The sequence below is a fragment of the Kribbella qitaiheensis genome, assembly GCF_042657745.1.
In the GTDB taxonomy this organism is placed as follows: Bacteria; Actinomycetota; Actinomycetes; order Propionibacteriales; family Kribbellaceae; genus Kribbella; species Kribbella qitaiheensis.
Map to the genome: position 1 here is coordinate 264,421 of NZ_JBHSKE010000034.1, position 15,197 is coordinate 279,617.

Sequence of the window (15,197 nt, forward strand, 5' to 3'; positions counted from 1 at the left end):
CAGTCTACGGGACCGTTACAGCGCTCCTCGCCGCGCTACCGGCCGCGGACTACCAGCAGGTCATCGCGGGACAGTGATCGGATGCCGGCTGATCGGCGGACTGGGTGACGGTCCCGGCACCGAGCGGAATCACGGTGAGAGCGGCCACCATCAGGCCGCCGGCGACTACTTTTAGCCACTTCTTGATCACGACACGTTCCTCCGAATAATGTGAACCACCCAGACAAGCGCTCAATGTCGACGCACTCTGTATATGGTCGGTTCCAAACAAGCGCTGAAGGAGTGAACAGTCGTGCTGGAACCGCTAGGTGTGGACGAAGCCACCTTTGCGGTCTACCACGCCCTGTTAAGCCATCCAGACAGTACGCCGGAGCAGATTTCCGCGCGACTGAATTCGCCGCTCGATCAGGTCCTCCAGATCATGGAGCACCTGAGGACGCTCGACCTGCTGGTGCCTACCTGGACCGACCCCGACTCCGAGCACGCGGTGCACCCGCGGGTCGGCCTGTCCGGGCTGGTCGAGCGCCGGCGCGGCGAGCTGACCTCCGAGCTCAACGCGCTCCGCCAGGCGGAATCCTCGGCGGAGGTGATCGCCGAGCAGTACAACGAGCTCCTCACCTCACGCAGCAGCGGCGACGTCGAGGTGCTCAAGGGCCGGGCGAACGCGTCCCGCCGGATCGAAGAGCTGGGCATGAAGGCCAAGGACACCTTCTGGGGCATGGTGCCGGCCCACATCGACGACACCATCCACCCCGTCGAGGGCTCCCCGGACATGCCGCTGCTCGAGCGCGGTCTGAAGATGCGCACCATCTATCTGCAGAGCATGACCGTGTCCAAGCCGGGCTTCGACTACGCGGCGACGCTGCACCGGATGGGCGGCGAGGTGCGCGCCACGCCGACCCTGCCGATGCGGCTGCTCATCTTCGACCAGGAGATCGCCATCATGGCGATGGACCCGGAGAACCCGACGGCCGGCGCGGTGATCCACCGCAGCCCCGCGGTCGTCTCGGTGGCGCTCGCCCTCTTCGACGCGTACTGGGCCCGCGCCACGGAGCTGTTCGCTCCAGAGGACCGCGACAACAACACCCCGTTGAGCCCGCACGAGGCCGAGGTACTGCGCCTGCTGGCCGGCGGCGCCAAGGACGAGCAGGTCGCCCGCCTCCTCGGCATCTCGCTGCGCACGGCCCGCCGCATCACCGCGAACCTCTCCGAGCGCCTGGACGCGACCAGCCGCTTCGAGCTGGGCGTAGCCGCCGCAAAACGCGGCTGGGTCTGACGTTCGTCGAATTCCAGAATTGCTGCAAACGCAGCCGTAGGAAATTCAAAGAATGCGAGCGCTATTCATTCTGCTGAGTTGCCGCTCGCAGCGGGACGATGCGAGTGACTTTCGACCGCCGGGCGACTGCACAGGAGCCGCTTCGAGCTTTTGCGAAACCGTGGGAATCACCGTCGAAAAAACACTGCACAGCTCGAAGAGCCGACGGCCGGTACGCGAATCGTCCAGTAGGGATGGGATTGCGCCGTCCCCGGTGCTCGGCGGACTAGACCACTTCATGGCCGAGGTGGCCACGTGATGGGATTGGTGGCCACAAGATGCCAAAGGCTTGAGATTTCGCCAGATTTCTGCTTGTCCGATGATCCATTCGGTTCATCGGTGCCGCGCGGACAACGGCGGAGGGAGAACGTTGTCATCGGCCACTTTCGGGCAGCACAAAGCGATCGAATGGGCGCAGCGGTGCATTGTCCGGCGGATTAGCGCTTGTAACACGACCGTCGGCTGACGTGGTCCTGCCTGTCAGGTGACTGTGATGACAACGGAATCCGTGGTGCTCCAGGTGAGGGTGGCCAGCGGGCCGTCGCGGGTGATCTCGGCGCCGGGGGCATCGAGCTCACCGGTAGTTCGGATCAGGGCCCGGGCGGGGAGATCCGCTGCTTTGAGAGTCAGGGTGTCCGAGGACTCGGCCAGCTCGGCCGTGGACCAGAGGAGGTCGGCGGACGGCAGATGGAGGTCCAGCGGCAACATGCGGCCGGTTCTGGCTGGGAGCGTGAGGCGGGTGCCGCCGAGGAGTGGGGTGCCGTCCCGGTGGATGGAGAAGGACTGGTCGACAGGGCTGACGTTCAGGACGTGCAGCAGACGCTGACCGGCGCGGTCGACCGTCGAGGTGACGACGATGCCCGGCGTGGGAGCGTCGTGGGTGTGGCGGGGACGGACTCCCAAGCGGTCGAGCAATGCCGTCCAGAAGTCGAGATGTGCCGGGTAGTCGCAAGCCAGCATCACCGCATGCCCGGCTCCAGGCCGAACTTCGCCGGCCTGATGACGGCGCTGTCACTGATCAACTTCGGGGTCGATGCCCTGAGCAACCCCCACCTGCGGGACGACTGAGATGGCCCTGCTCGAGGTCCGCGACCTGTCCGTCACCTACAGCCCTCGCGACAGTACTCCGGTCCGCGCCGTGGACGGGGTGTCCTTCGACATCGCCGACCTGGGAGTTCGTCGGGCTGCTGGGTGAGTCCGGCAGCGGGAAGTCCACGCTGGGCAACGCGATTCTCCGGCTGCTCGACAAACCGGCCGCGGTGAGCGGCGGCTCGGTCGTCTTCGACGGCACGACCGTCACCACCGCCTCGGAGGACGAGATCCGGCCGTTGCGCTGGGCAAGGATCTCCACGGTGTTCCAGAGCAGCATGAACTCGCTGAACCCGGTGATCACCATCGGCGCCCAGTTCGCGGACACCTTCGCGGCGCACTCCTATCCAGGGAATGCCCGGCGACTGCTGGAGCTCGTCTCGCTCGACCCCGACGTGTTGCGGCGCTACCCGCACGAGTTGTCGGGCGGGATGAAGCAGCGGGTCGCGATGGCGTTGGCGCTGGCCCTGGAGCCGAAGTTCGTGCTGCTGGACGAGCCGACCACCGGGCTCGACGTCGTGGTGCAGCGCAACATCCTGGACCGGTTGCGCGAGTTGCAGTCGGACCTCGGGTTCGCGGTGCTGTTCATCAGCCACGACCTCGGCACGGTGATGGAGATGGCCGACCGGGGTGATGGTGATGTACGCCGGCGAGCTCGTCGAAGACCAGCCGGCCGCGGCGATGATGCGGGAGCAGCTCCACCCTTATACGCAAGGGCTGCTGGGCTCGTACGCCGATCCGCGCGCGCGTCCGAGATCAGCGTCGACTATGTCCCTGGCCGACCGCCGGATCTGTCCCGCCCGCAGATCGGTTGCCGGTTCACGGCTCGTTGCCCGGTCGCGGTGGACGACTGCGCGACGCAACACCCGCCGCTGCTACCGGCCGGGCCGGGACGGCGCGGTGCTTGCTGGTGGAACGCGCCGGCGGTGAGCCTGTCGATGCCCGCCGCGCGCGGAGCTTCGTCGCAGTACGGGATGAAACGCCGGCTGTTGAGGCTGTGCTGTCGGTTCGAGAGGTGACGAAGGAGTATCAGGGGAAGTCCGCGGTCGATGGGGTTTCCTTTGATCTGCGGCCGGGCCGGGTGACTGCTCTCGTCGGCCAGAGTGGATCGGGCAAGACGACCCTGGTCGGCTGGTCACTGCTGTCGAACGGCCGACCTCGGGCAGCGTGACCTTCACCGGGGGCGATCAACCCGTGGATGTTGGCTCGCTGCGCGGCCGGAAGCTGCGCGCCTACCGCCGCCATACCCAACTGGTGTTCCAGGACCCCTTCGCGGCGCTCAACCCCACGCGGACCCTCGCCTACACGCTGTCGCGTCCACTGCAGAACCACCTCGGCCTGTCCCGCGCCGAGGCGCGGACCCGCGCCGCCGAACTCCTGGAGACGGTCGGCCTCTCACCGGCGTCCCAGAACCTCGACAAACTCCCGCACCAACCCTCCGGCGGCCAACGCCAGCGCGTCGTCATCGCTCGGGCCCTGGCGCCGGAACCCTCGGTCCTGGTGGCCGACGAGCCCATCTCGATGCTCGACGTCTCCGATCCGCGCCGAGATCCTCGAACTCCTCGACAACCTCGTCCGCACCCGCGACATCGCCATGCTCTACATCACGCACGACCTCCTCAGCGCCCGCCTCCTCGCCGACGAGGTCCTGGTCCTCGACGAAGGCCGAGTAGTCGAATCCGGCCCCACCCTCCACGTCATCCAAAACGCGGAGGCCCCCTACACCCAAGAACTCCTGGACGCGATCCCCAATCCACTCACAATACGGTGAGGCTCGGTGGGGCACTGGACTCGCCGGTGCTCAAGCCAGACCCGATCATCGACACCTAGAGTGAATTGGGGACGATTGCGGTCACTGAGTGTCGATGGCAGGGGGCGAGCCATGGGACGACGCCGGGGATTCTTTGCCCAGCTCGAGCACCAGCGGAACATGCAACAGAGGCAGGCCGCCCGGGAACAACGAGAGCGTGAGCGATTGATCGCACAGGCTCGCCGAGAGCGCGAACGCCTGGCACGAGAGGCTGAAAAAGCAGACAAACAGGTCGCGAAGGAGGCCGCCGCTCGCTATCTCCAGGTCAGGCAGGCCGAGGTCAACGCGTTGAACAACGAGCTGACGAGACGCATCAAGGACCTCGAAGGCATCCTCGTCGACAGCCTGCGGGGATCAGCACGAATTCCCTTCGCCTCGCTGCGACAATCTCCGGACCTTCCTCGCTTCGAACCAGGACCGTTGGCAGTACAGAAGCAGCCGCCATCCTGGGACCAGTTCGCGCCACCGCCGGCGGGCGCAGTACAGCGGATGTTCAAGAAGCCGCAGCTGGAACAAGCGATCCTCGAAGCCCGCGGCAAGTTCGAGCAGGCCCAGGCTTGGCACGGGGCGGAGGAACAGAATCGCCTGCAGGATCTGCAAGCCGCCGAACGAGCACACGCCGGGAAGGTCGCCGCTGCGAGGACGGCGGCGGACGAGGCAAACGCGAATGTCGACCTGTTCGAGCAGGCCTATCAAGCGAGGAGGCCGGAGGCGGTGAACGACTATCTCGAGCTCACGCTCGAGTCCCGATCTCTTCCGGCCGGATTTCCTTCAGACGTGGAGGTCGCCTATCAAGCCGACCTCCATCGCCTCCTGGTCGTCATGGAGCTCCCTGGAATCGATGTCATACCGGCCGACAGCGAGTACAGGTACGTCCGGACGAAGGACGAGATCGTCCCCAAGCCACGACCGGCCCGTGAAATCAACCAGCGGTACAGCAATCTGGTCGCCCAGCTGGTACTTCGAACCATGCGCGACGTGTTCGAAGTCGCGGGCAAGGATCTCGTCAGCGAGGTCGCCGTCAACGCCCGCGTCTCGACCCGGAACCGAGCCACCGGAAGACCCGAGCAGCCGTGCTTGGTCAGCCTCATCACCTTGCGAGAACAATTCGGCGAACTGGTGCTGACCGACCTCGATCCAAGCGAGTGTCTACGCCATCTGAATGCGTTGGTCTCCAAGCACCCCTGGGACTTGGAGGCCGTTCGTCCGGTCTTCGACCCGGACTTGTCGCGATACAAGTTCGTCGGCGCGCGGGACGCGGCGGCGGGACTGGACAGCCGCCGCGTTCTCGTCGAGATGGACCCGACCGAGTTCGAGCACCTGGTTCGCCAGTTGTTCGAAGCCATGGGGCTGAAGTCCTGGGTGACGCAGGCCTCGCGGGATGATGGTGTCGACGGAGTCGCGGTCAACGAAGACCCGATCATGGGCGGTGTCTGCGTCATCCAGGCCAAGCGGTATCGCGGCGTCGTCTCCACCGAGGCCGTCCGTGCGCTTGCCGGAACGATGGGTCAGCTGAAGGCCAGTCGCGGCGTGCTGGTGACGACTTCCTGGTTCGGCAAACAGTCCCATGACTTCGCCGCTGAGCACGGCCGCATCCAGCTGATCGAGGGCACCCACCTGAAGCACATGCTGCAGGAGCACCTCGGCCTGGACGTGCTCATCGGCGAACTCAAAGGCGGTCCTAGACGTTCTTGACGGCGGCGAGGAGTTTGGTGAGGGAGTCTCGGGCGTCGCCGAAGAGGAGGGTGGTTCGGGGGTCGTAGAGGAGTTCGTTCTCGATGCCGGCGAAGCCTGGGCGCATGGAGCGCTTGAGGAAGATGACGCGCTGGGCCTCGTCGGCGTTCAGGATCGGCATGCCGTAGATCGGGGCGCTCGGGGAGTTGCGGGCGGCCGGGTTGACCACGTCGTTGGCGCCGACCACCAGGGCCACGTCGGTGGACTTGAAGTCGCCGTTGATGTCGTCCATCTCGCGCAACTGGTCGTACGGGACCTGTGCCTCGGCGAGCAGGACGTTCATGTGGCCGGGCATCCGGCCCGCGACCGGGTGGATCGCGTAGTCGACCTTCACGCCACGGGCCTGCAGTTCCTCGACCAGGTCGCGGAGGGTGTGCTGGGCCTGCGCGACGGCGAGACCGTAGCCGGGGACGATGATCACGCGCTGGGCGTATCCCAGCAGGATCGCCACGTCCTCGGCGCCACCGGAGATCACCGGGCGCTCGGAGGCGGTCCCGGCGCCCAGCGTGGAGCCGCCGCGGACCGCGCCGAACAGGATGTTGAAGACCGAGCGGCCCATCGCGTCGGCCATCAGCTTGGTCAGCAACGTACCGGCCGCTCCGACCAGGGTTCCGGCGATCAGCAGCAGGCTGTTGCCGAGCACGTAGCCGCCCGCGGCCACGGTCAGACCGGTGAACGCGTTCAGCAGCGAGATGACGATCGGTACGTCGGCGCCGCCGACGGGCAGCACCAGCATCACACCGACGGCCAGTCCCACCAGGCAGAGCAGGACGCCGACCCACACGCGCGGGTCCGAGACGAGCCACGCCGACAGCGCGATGCCACCGAGCAGGCCCGCCACGAAGAGCACCGGGAGACCCGGGAAGGTGACCGGGCGGGTGGTCATCAATTCCTGCAGCTTGGCGAACGTCACCACCGAGCCGGAGAAGCTGATCGCGCCGACCAGGATGGTGAAGGCGGTCGCGATCGCGGCGATGGTCTGGCCGTCGCGCACCTCGCCGAGCTCGATCAAGGCGACCAGAGCGGCCGCGCCACCACCGACACCGTTGAAGAGCGCCACCAGTTGCGGCATGTGGGTCATCTGCACCCGGCGGGAACCGACCACCCCGGCAACCGTGCCGATCAGCAGTGCGATCAGGATCGGCGCCAGGTGATCGGGCTTGTAGGCGACGAACGTGATCACCACGGCGAGGACGGCACCGGCCGCGCCGAGCAGGTTGCCGGTCCGGGCGCTGCGCGGTGACGACAACGCCTTCAGCGCGACGATGAAGCAGACCGCCGAGATCAGGTAACCGATCTGGGCCCAGGTTGCGATCACTTGTGCAGCTCCTTCTTGCGACCCGCCGGACCGCGGAACATCTGCAGCATCCGGTCGGTGACGACGAAACCGCCCACCATGTTCACGGTCGCCAGCACGACGGCCAGCAGGCCGACCGCCACGACCAGCGCGGAATCCGCCTGGCCGGTGACGATGATCGCGCCGACCAGGATGACGCCGTGGATCGCGTTCGCGCCGGACATCAGCGGGGTGTGCAGGGTCGAGCTGACCTTGCTGATCACCTCGACGCCGACGAAGGCCGCGAGCACGAAGATCGTCAGCAAAGCGATGGTCTCGGTCATGCCATCGGTCCTTCCAGCAGCTCGCGGGTCGGCTCGTGCAGCACGCTGCCGTCGTGGGTGACGCAGCAGCCGCGGACGATCTCGTCGTTGAAGTCCGGGGCGAACTCGGCATCCCGGGTCATCAGGGTGATCAGGTTCGCGATGTTCTGCCCGTACAGCCGGCTGGCCGGTCCGGCCATCTGGCTGGGCACGTTCGCGCCGCCCCAGACCAGCGCGTTGCCGATCATCAGCTCGGTCCCGGCCACCGAGCCCTCGACGTTGCCGCCGGACTCCGAGGCCAGGTCGACCACGACCGAGCCGGGCTTCATCTGCTCGACCATGGCCCGCGACACCAGCATCGGCGCGGTCCGCCCGGGCACCGCCGCCGTGGTGATCAGCGCGTCCGCGCCCGCGACGTACGGCGCGAGCAGGTCGCGCTGCAACTGGGCCCGCTCCTCGGTCATCTCCCGGGCGTAGCCGCCCGGACCGTCCAGGGTGCCGAGCTCCAGCTCGATCGGCTGGGCGCCCATCGAGGCGATCTCCTCAGCCGCGGCGGTGCGCACGTCGTACGCCTTCACGACCGCGCCGAGCCGCTTGGCGGTGGCGATCGCCTGCAGACCGGCGACCCCCGCGCCCAGGACGAGGACCTGGGCGGGCGGCACCGTGCCGGCGGCGGTCATGTTCAGCGGGAAGAACCTGGGCAGGCGCTCCGCCGCGACGATCGCCGCGCGGTACCCGGCGACCAGCGCCTGCGAGGAGAGCGCATCCATCGACTGGGCCCGGGAGATCCGAGGGATCAGCTCCATCGCGAACGCGGTCAGCTTGGCCCGGGTCGCGGCCCGGATCACGTCCGGCGGGTTCGTCGGCAGGAACGACATCAGCGCCGTACCGGCATGCAACCGTTGCAGGCGTTCCCGTTCCAGCGGCTGCACCGACGCCACGACGGTGGCCGCGTGGTCGGCACCCCAGGCCACCTCGGCCCCCGCGTCGCGGTAGGCGTCGTCGGAGTACAGCGCGCGCTCGCCGGCCGCGGGCTCGACCGCGACCTCGTAGCCGAGCTGGACGAGTTTCACGACTTGTTCCGGCACCAGCGCCACGCGGCGCTCCGCCGGTCTGGTCTCTCGCACTACTGCGATCTTCACTCGCCGAAACCTATGCCAAACCCTGGGTGCCCGGAAAGCCCGGTCCCACCGATCATGCCAAGTTCTGAAGAAGATGCGCCTCGGCCAGGCAGACCTTGGCGAACTCCTCCAGGTGCAGGCCTTCGTCGATGCCGTGCGCGCGGGTGTCCGGATCCTCCACCCCGGTGACCAGTACGGCGGCCTGTGGGAAGGCCTGCTGGAACTCCGCGATGAAGGGGATCGAGCCGCCCATGCCGGTGTCGACAGGCTCCACTCCCCAGGCCGCGGCGAAGGCGGACCGGGCCGCGTCGTACGCGCCGCCGCGGGCGTTGATACTGCACGGCTGGCCGAGATCGCCATCCGTGACGGTGACCTGGGCGCCCCACGGAGCGTTCTGCTCGAGGTGGTTGCGCAGGGCCTCCATCGCCTTGACCGCGTCGTCGCCGGGCGCCACCCGCAGGCTCACCTTCGCCCGGGCAACCGGTACCAGCGTGTTGCTCGCGTCGGCGACGCGAGGCGCGTCGATGGCCAGTACTGCGATCGCCGGGCGGGTCCACAGCCGGTCGACCAACGTGCCGGTACCGATCAGCCGGACGGAGTCCAGCACGCTCGACTCGGCCCGGAACCGGTCCTCCGGGTAGTCCAGGTCGGCCGCGCGGGTCGCGTGCAGCCCGTCGACGGCGACGTCACCGTTGTCCGTGTGCAAGGTTGCGAGCAGGCGGCACAGAGCCGACAGCGCGTCCGGCACAGCACCACCGAACAGGCCCGAGTGCACCGCGTGGTTGAGCGTCCGGACCTCGACGTAGCAGTCGACCAGGCCTCGCAGGGACACGGTCAGCGCCGGCTGACCGATCGCCCAGTTGCCGGAGTCGGCGATCACGATCGCGTCGGAGGTCAGTTCGTCGGCGTACTCGTCCAGCAGCGCCAGCAGGGTCGGCGAGCCGATCTCCTCCTCGCCCTCCACGAACACGGTCACGCCGACCGGCAGATCGTTGCCGAAGGCCCGTACGGCGGCGAGGTGGGCGGCGATGCCGGCCTTGTCGTCGGCGGCGCCGCGGGCATACAGCCGGCCGCCCCGCTCGGTCGGCTCGAACGGCTGCGAGGTCCACTCGTCCAACGCGCCGGTCGGCTGCACGTCGTGGTGCGCGTAGAGCAGCACCGTCGGCTTGCCCTCCGGGGCCGGCTTCTTGGCGATCACGGCCGGCGCGCCCTCGCCCGCCCGGACGATCTTCACCGAGAAGCCCTCGGCCTCGAACAGGGCGGCGGTCGCCTCGGCGGACCGCTGGACGTCGGCCGCGCGGGCCGGGTCGGCGCTGACCGAGGGAATCCGGATGAGGTCCTCGAGATCGGCGCGGACGGAGGGCAGAACGCGGTCGATCGCCGCAGACAAGTCAGACATGCGCCCTACGGTACGGCGGTCGAGCGCGGGACCCCACGCCGGTCAAAAGAGTGGGCAGTAAGGATCTTACGGTTTAGGGTAGGCATCCCGAAGGTTATCGCCCGAACCCGAGAGGATCTCATGGCCCGCCCCCTAGCCATTCTGACCGCATTCATCAGCACGGCTGCGGCGCTCACCGCCGTCGGCGCACCGACAATCGCCAGCGCCGCCATCACCTGCGACACCGCGACCACCGGCGGCAGCACCTTCTACGACGGCCCGTCGGCCTCCAAGAAGTACGACGCCCGGTTCAGCAACAGCGCGTCGATCCCGAACCTCAGCACCTACACCCCGCAGGGCGCCGGCACCTGGTACAACTGGGACGGCTCCGGCAAGAACCTGCTCCTGGTCGCGTCGTACCGCACCGGCGCCGACTCCCAGATCTACGGCATCGACCCGGCCACCGGCGCCACCGTCGGCGTGGTCGCCATCGCGGAGTCACACGTCGGCGGAATCACCACCAGCAAGGGCTGGGCCTTCGTCTCCGGCGCCGGCACCTCCATCCGCAAGTACCGGCTGACCGAGCTCCGCGACGCGATGAAGGCCGCCGGTACGCCGTACCTGACGCAGGTGGGCACCGCCCGCGAGGTGGCGTCGGCGTCCTTCCTGAGCAGCTACGGCGACTCCCTGTGGTCCGGATCCTTCAACGACACCGGCCGCGGCACGATGTACGAGTACAAGATCGCCGACGACGGCACCCTGACCACGGTTGCCGGTGCCTGGGAGGTGCCGACCAAAACACAGGGCCTGATGATCACGGCGAACCACTTCGTCTACAGCACGTCGTACGGGCGCGGGAACCGCAGCAACCTGTACGTCGTTCGCCGGGGTCAGAAGGATCTCGACGCGGCCCAGCTGAGCTGCTTCCGCGCGCCGAGCATGACCGAGGGCATCACCGAGTACAACGGCACCGCGTACCTCGTCTACGAGTCCGGCTCTCACCTCTACGCCCCGGACCCCGCCACCCTCAACGTCATCCCCCGCCTCCACAAGGCGTCAGTGACGTCGCTGACCTCACTGGTCCCGTAGCACCTACTGGTACTTCGCGGAGTTGAGGACGTCGTCGCGCTCCGAGTCCAGGGCTCGCACCTGGACTCGGAGCATCTCCGTTTCCGTGAGTATCGAGTAGCGCTCCACCACGTTGGCCCCGGACACGCAGACGTAGGTGATGGTCACGGACTGCCGGGTGTCGACCTCGCCCTGAACTGCGTTGGTCGCCTTGCACCCCTGGGGCGCCGAGACGGTCTGGACTGTGGGCAGCGTCGACATCGGCAGGACGCCCATGAATACCCCGTAGGCGCCGCCGTTCTTCTGCCAGCCGGCGGCGTCGGGGCTGACGAGCAGCGCCTTCGAGCCGTCCGCTGCCCTGATCGACTTTTCATCCCAGCTCCGCGGCACCTGCACCGACAGATCGCCGGACTGGTCGGTCACTGTCACCGGGCGGCTCAGAACCAGGGCATAACCGCCCAGGCCCCCGGCCGCGGCCAGGACCACCGCTGCGAGCACGGCGATCACGCGGGCCCGGGTGGAGCGGCGGGGTTCGGGGGTGGCTACTTCGGTGGGTGGGACGGCGGCGATGGTGGCGACGTTGGCGGGTGAGGGGGCGGTTTCCTGGTCGACGGGGGCAGGCATCGCGGGGGCGGGGAGCTCTTCGGCGGGGACCAGGTTGGCGGGGACCTCGCCGGTGGTGTGGGCCTCGCGGAGGGCGGTGAGGAAGCTGTCGAGGTCCGGCCAGCGCTTGTCCCGGTCCGGCTCGAGAGCCCGCCGGACCACCACGTCGATCGCGTCCGAGACGTCAGCGCGCAGCGTGGTCATCGACGGCGGCGGGGCGTCGATCCGCATCACCGCGCCGAGGCTGATCACGCCGTGCGGCGCCTGGCCGGTGAAGGCCGCGTAGGCAACCGCGCCGAGGGAGTACAGGTCGGCGCGCTGGTCCAGCCGGTCGCCCATCACCTGCTCGGGCGCGACGTACGCCGGAGTACCGCCGGGCATCGTCAACTGGGAGACGGTCTCCAGGGACTTGCCGAGGCCGAGGTCGCCGAGCATCGCGATTTCGCCGGCCGGGTCCGTGCGGAACAACACGTTCGCGGGCTTCACGTCGCGGTGCAGGACGCCGCGGGCGTGCAACTGCTTGAGCCCGCTGCCGACCTGGGTGATCACGTCGACGGCCTCGTCGATGTCCAGCGGCCCGGCCTTGATCCGGTCCGCGAGCGACCCGCCGTCGGCGTAGGTGAGGACCAGGTACGGGCGGCCGTCCTCGGTCTCGCCGATGTCGTGCACGCCCACCACGTGCGGTGAGTCGACCCGGCGCAGGAACCGGCCCTCGGCCAGGAATCGGCGGCGGACATCGTCCTCGTCGATCCAGTTGTCGGAGAGAATCTTGACCGCGACATCGGCGTCCAACTGCTCGTCCCGGGCCAGCCAGACGGTCGCGAAACCACCAGCACCCACCCGGCGGACCAGGGAGTACCGGCCGATCCGCGGTGGCTGGTCCATGCCCGCATTATGCTCGATCCCTCCTGCGACCGGGTCGCCGGAGCAGGGTTGCGCGACGGAACGTGGGCTCACGACGAACAAAACGGGGCCGGTCGTCGTCCCATCGCCGACGGGGACGAATCGATGGGACGACCGAACGTGAAGCACAAGAACGGTGCGCTCGCCGTGGGCGTGGCGGCAGCCGCAGTACTGGCAGTGGTCAGCGGTGGCGCTTTGGCGGCCCAGCGCGGCCCTGCTGCGGGAGGTACGGGCGCCGCGCCGCTGCCGGCCGGGCCGTCCCCGACCACCTCGTCACCCAAGCCCTCGGCCACTCCCAGCTCCACGCCGAGCACCAAGCCCAAGCCGACGCCGACGCCGTCCCGACCGGGGATCCCGGCGACGGTGACCATCGATCTCGCCAAGTTGCCGCTCGGCCGGGCACCTCAGCAGCCGTACCTCGAGGGCCGGGTGGTGAAGGGCGGGCCTGGCACCGACCACACCATCCCGGGCAAGCAGAACATCCTGCAAGCACTGCAGTTCGGGACCCAACTCGTCGCACTGCTGGAGGTCGGTCAAGGCGGCAGCGAACTCGTCACCGTGGACACGAACGGCGGCGAGCCGGGTTTCGGACCGGTGCGGATCCCGGACGTCGCGAGCCTCGTGGGCTCCCTGGACGTGACCGAGTACGCGTTCGCGACCGCGCCCCGGAACCCCGACCACACCCGGTCCAAGGGCAGCGCCGTCTACTGGTCGAACGGCCTCCCGCTGCCGGACCAGTGGAAGTTGCCGTGGCGGAAGCTGGAGCGGCCGAACGACTGGGGCTCGACCGTGCTCGCGGTCGTCGGAGACACCGTGTACTTCGCCTCCGACACCGATCCGAACGGGCTCACCTCGGCCCTGAACGAGTGGAACTCCAAGACCGGCAAGGTGACCCGGCTGAGCAGCTTCAAGTCCCCGTTCCGGGTCGACTTCCACGGCCGGACCGGCGTCGACCAGATCGCCGGGGCGGCCCAGAGCTTCTGCTCGGCGCTCAGGGAACTGGACAACGGCAAGCAGTTCTGGCGGACCTGCGAGTACGCACTGAACGGCTTCACCCCCGACGGCCGGACCGTGTACGCCACCCCGGACTTCCGGGCCGGCGGCTCGGACCCGTTCACCGCCGCGCTCGACGCCCGGACGGGTGAGCTGCGGCGGAAGTGGGCCGGGGCGCAGTTCCTGCACGCGCTGGCCGAGGACGACGACCACCTGCTGATGGTCGCCGACAACGGCGAGGGCACGAGGAGCGCGATCATCCGGTGCAGCATCACCACCGGCGGCTGCGAGCTCGCGACGCCGCTGACCAAGATCCCGCGGTACCACCTACGGCTGTTAGGAGCCCACGCATGAGGCAGAAGAACGGCCGGCTGATCGTGCTGGTCGCCGCGGTCGCGGTCGCCGCGGTGGCGCTGGGCGGCGTGTTCGCCTACCGACAGGGCCCTCGCGGGAACGACGCTGCCGCGGCTCCGCTGTCCGCACCGACCACCAGTACTCCGAGCCAGACTCCGACGACCACGCAGACGCCGTCAGTCACCCCGTCGACGCCGTCCCGGACGCCGTCCGCGCCCAAGACGACCTCCACCGGCCCGACCAAGATCAAGCTGAACCTCGCCAAGCTCCCCAAGGGCCGCGCACCCCAGATCCCCTACCTGGTCGGCCGCGAGGTCCGTGGCGGCGCCGGCGATCCGACCAAGATCCCCGGCACCGACAACATCCAAGCGATCGCCCGGCTCGGCAGCAGGGTGCTGGCGGTGGTCTCCAAGGGCAACGGCACGGAACTGGTCAAGATCGACTACAGCGCGGTCGAGCGGGTCCCTGACGTGACCGAACTGGTCTCCACGGACGACCAGACCGCGGTCGCCTATGCAGCCACGCGAACCACGGAAGGTGGCGGCGCGCTCAAGGGTGGCATCGTCTACGCCGAGACGATGGAGTCGGTGAAGTCACTCAAGCTGCCGAACAGCTGGGACGTCGCCCCCCTCGCCTACCGCAACGGCAAGGTCTACTTCCGGGCGTCAGCCACCGAGAGTGGCAGCAGCTGGAAGCTGTACGAGTGGACGCCGGGTGCCGCGAAGGCGACCGAGATCACGACCGTGAAATCACCGACAGCCCTGTCAGACGACGGCCGGGTCGCCGCGTCGATCGGACTGCTCAACGACAGCGGCACCTGCTCCGACGTCACCGTCGTCGCAACCGGCAAGAAGCTCTGGCGGACCTGCGACAACCAGCTGTCCGCCTTCACCCCGGACGGCGCCACGGCGATCGGCCGCCCGTCGTACCTCGACGGATACTGCGACACGACCGTCTCCGCACTGGACGCCGTCACCGGACGGCTGATCCGCGAATGGAGTGGCTGCTTCCACCAGAGCAAGGCCGAGGACGACCAGCATTTCCTGGTCATCGCCGACGCGAGCGACGGTGGCGGCGAGGACGGGTACGGCAGGCGGGCGATCATTCGCTGCGACATCAGCACCAGCGCGTGCGAGCTGACGACGCCGCTGTCCGGCACCAGCTCCCTGAGGATCGGCGACTGATGGCGTCTGCCCGCAGCTAACTGGCAGGCGCACGGCGCACGACAGG

Annotated in this window: 16 protein-coding genes and 1 pseudogene; 10 read left to right on the forward strand and 7 right to left on the reverse strand. The window is 68.4% G+C overall.

Annotated elements, in window-relative coordinates; translation table 11 throughout:
• Nucleotides 1-49: 49 nt before the first annotated feature.
• Complete coding sequence (locus ACFPJ1_RS23835; protein WP_380107118.1) at nt 50-190, reverse strand: hypothetical protein; 141 nt, start codon at nt 188-190, stop codon at nt 50-52.
• 102 nt (nt 191-292) lie between these two features.
• Between ACFPJ1_RS23835 and ACFPJ1_RS23840 the strand changes: the two genes are divergently transcribed.
• The gene (locus ACFPJ1_RS23840; protein ID WP_380107120.1) at nt 293-1,276 is read left to right on the forward strand and encodes a helix-turn-helix transcriptional regulator; all 984 of its coding nucleotides are present in this window, start codon (nt 293-295) and stop codon (nt 1,274-1,276) included.
• A gap of 519 nt (nt 1,277-1,795) precedes the next feature.
• On the opposite strand, the gene ACFPJ1_RS23845 is transcribed toward ACFPJ1_RS23840, so the two are convergent.
• Nucleotides 1,796-2,275, reverse strand: a complete 480-nt coding sequence (locus tag ACFPJ1_RS23845; RefSeq protein ID WP_380107122.1) for a hypothetical protein — start codon at nt 2,273-2,275, stop codon at nt 1,796-1,798.
• Nucleotides 2,276-2,384: 109 nt separating this feature from the next.
• Between ACFPJ1_RS23845 and ACFPJ1_RS23850 the strand changes: the two genes are divergently transcribed.
• From ACFPJ1_RS23850 to ACFPJ1_RS23875, 6 genes and pseudogenes are all read left to right on the forward strand, one after another.
• Nucleotides 2,385-2,510 (forward strand): hypothetical protein, encoded by a 126-nt coding sequence (locus ACFPJ1_RS23850; protein ID WP_380107375.1) that lies wholly within the window; start codon nt 2,385-2,387, stop codon nt 2,508-2,510.
• A 34-nt stretch (nt 2,511-2,544) separates the two neighbouring features.
• The gene (locus ACFPJ1_RS23855) at nt 2,545-3,423 is read left to right on the forward strand and encodes an ATP-binding cassette domain-containing protein (protein WP_380107368.1); all 879 of its coding nucleotides are present in this window, start codon (nt 2,545-2,547) and stop codon (nt 3,421-3,423) included.
• The gene (locus ACFPJ1_RS23860; RefSeq protein WP_380107123.1) at nt 3,420-3,575 is read left to right on the forward strand and encodes an ATP-binding cassette domain-containing protein; all 156 of its coding nucleotides are present in this window, start codon (nt 3,420-3,422) and stop codon (nt 3,573-3,575) included. Before ACFPJ1_RS23855 ends, ACFPJ1_RS23860 begins: the two co-directional genes overlap by 4 nt.
• Nucleotides 3,572-3,862 (forward strand): annotated as a pseudogene (locus ACFPJ1_RS23865) (ABC transporter ATP-binding protein); the annotation flags it as partial. The gene ACFPJ1_RS23860 and the pseudogene ACFPJ1_RS23865, both read left to right, overlap by 4 nt.
• Nucleotides 3,863-3,998: 136 nt before the next feature.
• Nucleotides 3,999-4,175 (forward strand): hypothetical protein, encoded by a 177-nt coding sequence (locus ACFPJ1_RS23870; protein WP_380107377.1) that lies wholly within the window; start codon nt 3,999-4,001, stop codon nt 4,173-4,175.
• A 111-nt stretch (nt 4,176-4,286) separates the two neighbouring features.
• Nucleotides 4,287-5,909: a restriction endonuclease gene (locus ACFPJ1_RS23875; protein WP_380107125.1), complete on the forward strand. Its 1,623-nt coding sequence runs from the start codon at nt 4,287-4,289 to the stop codon at nt 5,907-5,909.
• Here ACFPJ1_RS23875 and ACFPJ1_RS23880 read toward each other — a convergent pair.
• From ACFPJ1_RS23880 to ACFPJ1_RS23895, 4 genes are read right to left on the reverse strand one after another with little or no spacing between them, the layout of a single operon-like run.
• Nucleotides 5,896-7,266: an NAD(P)(+) transhydrogenase (Re/Si-specific) subunit beta gene (locus tag ACFPJ1_RS23880; RefSeq protein WP_380107126.1), complete on the reverse strand. Its 1,371-nt coding sequence runs from the start codon at nt 7,264-7,266 to the stop codon at nt 5,896-5,898. The genes ACFPJ1_RS23875 and ACFPJ1_RS23880 overlap by 14 nt on opposite strands.
• Complete coding sequence (locus ACFPJ1_RS23885; RefSeq protein WP_132287557.1) at nt 7,263-7,568, reverse strand: NAD(P) transhydrogenase subunit alpha part 2; 306 nt, start codon at nt 7,566-7,568, stop codon at nt 7,263-7,265. The genes ACFPJ1_RS23880 and ACFPJ1_RS23885 overlap by 4 nt, the downstream gene beginning before the upstream one ends.
• Nucleotides 7,565-8,689, reverse strand: coding sequence for an NAD(P) transhydrogenase subunit alpha (locus ACFPJ1_RS23890; RefSeq protein WP_380107127.1), 1,125 nt, complete (start codon nt 8,687-8,689; stop codon nt 7,565-7,567). Before ACFPJ1_RS23890 ends, ACFPJ1_RS23885 begins: the two co-directional genes overlap by 4 nt.
• A gap of 52 nt (nt 8,690-8,741) precedes the next feature.
• Nucleotides 8,742-10,067 (reverse strand): dipeptidase, encoded by a 1,326-nt coding sequence (locus tag ACFPJ1_RS23895; RefSeq protein WP_380107129.1) that lies wholly within the window; start codon nt 10,065-10,067, stop codon nt 8,742-8,744.
• Between the two features lie 120 nt (nt 10,068-10,187).
• Between ACFPJ1_RS23895 and ACFPJ1_RS23900 the strand changes: the two genes are divergently transcribed.
• On the forward strand, nt 10,188-11,135 hold the full coding sequence (locus tag ACFPJ1_RS23900; protein ID WP_380107131.1) for a hypothetical protein: 948 nt from the start codon (nt 10,188-10,190) through the stop codon (nt 11,133-11,135).
• A 3-nt stretch (nt 11,136-11,138) separates the two neighbouring features.
• Here ACFPJ1_RS23900 and ACFPJ1_RS23905 read toward each other — a convergent pair whose 3' ends face one another.
• Nucleotides 11,139-12,602 carry a serine/threonine-protein kinase gene (locus tag ACFPJ1_RS23905; protein ID WP_380107133.1) on the reverse strand — a complete coding sequence of 488 codons (1,464 nt, stop codon included), beginning with the start codon at nt 12,600-12,602 and terminating at the stop codon, nt 11,139-11,141.
• 123 nt (nt 12,603-12,725) lie between these two features.
• On the opposite strand from ACFPJ1_RS23905, the gene ACFPJ1_RS23910 reads away from it, so the two are divergent.
• Together ACFPJ1_RS23910 and ACFPJ1_RS23915 are read left to right on the forward strand one after the other, a co-directional pair.
• Nucleotides 12,726-13,967: a thioredoxin domain-containing protein gene (locus ACFPJ1_RS23910; protein ID WP_380107135.1), complete on the forward strand. Its 1,242-nt coding sequence runs from the start codon at nt 12,726-12,728 to the stop codon at nt 13,965-13,967.
• On the forward strand, nt 13,964-15,151 hold the full coding sequence (locus ACFPJ1_RS23915) for a hypothetical protein (RefSeq protein ID WP_380107136.1): 1,188 nt from the start codon (nt 13,964-13,966) through the stop codon (nt 15,149-15,151). Before ACFPJ1_RS23910 ends, ACFPJ1_RS23915 begins: the two co-directional genes overlap by 4 nt.
• Nucleotides 15,152-15,197 lie beyond the last annotated feature (46 nt).

Bases quoted from the DNA above. Each gene is read 5' to 3' on its own strand.
- ACFPJ1_RS23845 (WP_380107122.1), bottom strand. From the start codon at position 2,275: ATGCTGGCTTGCGACTACCCGGCACATCTCGACTTCTGGACGGCATTG.
- ACFPJ1_RS23850 (WP_380107375.1), top strand. From the start codon at position 2,385: ATGGCCCTGCTCGAGGTCCGCGACCTGTCCGTCACCTACAGCCCTCGC.
- ACFPJ1_RS23870 (WP_380107377.1), top strand. From the start codon at position 3,999: ATGCTCTACATCACGCACGACCTCCTCAGCGCCCGCCTCCTCGCCGAC.
- ACFPJ1_RS23875 (WP_380107125.1), top strand. From the start codon at position 4,287: ATGGGACGACGCCGGGGATTCTTTGCCCAGCTCGAGCACCAGCGGAAC.
- ACFPJ1_RS23885 (WP_132287557.1), bottom strand. From the start codon at position 7,568: ATGACCGAGACCATCGCTTTGCTGACGATCTTCGTGCTCGCGGCCTTC.
- ACFPJ1_RS23895 (WP_380107129.1), bottom strand. From the start codon at position 10,067: ATGTCTGACTTGTCTGCGGCGATCGACCGCGTTCTGCCCTCCGTCCGC.
- ACFPJ1_RS23900 (WP_380107131.1), top strand. From the start codon at position 10,188: ATGGCCCGCCCCCTAGCCATTCTGACCGCATTCATCAGCACGGCTGCG.
- ACFPJ1_RS23905 (WP_380107133.1), bottom strand. From the start codon at position 12,602: ATGGACCAGCCACCGCGGATCGGCCGGTACTCCCTGGTCCGCCGGGTG.
- ACFPJ1_RS23910 (WP_380107135.1), top strand. From the start codon at position 12,726: ATGGGACGACCGAACGTGAAGCACAAGAACGGTGCGCTCGCCGTGGGC.
- ACFPJ1_RS23915 (WP_380107136.1), top strand. From the start codon at position 13,964: ATGAGGCAGAAGAACGGCCGGCTGATCGTGCTGGTCGCCGCGGTCGCG.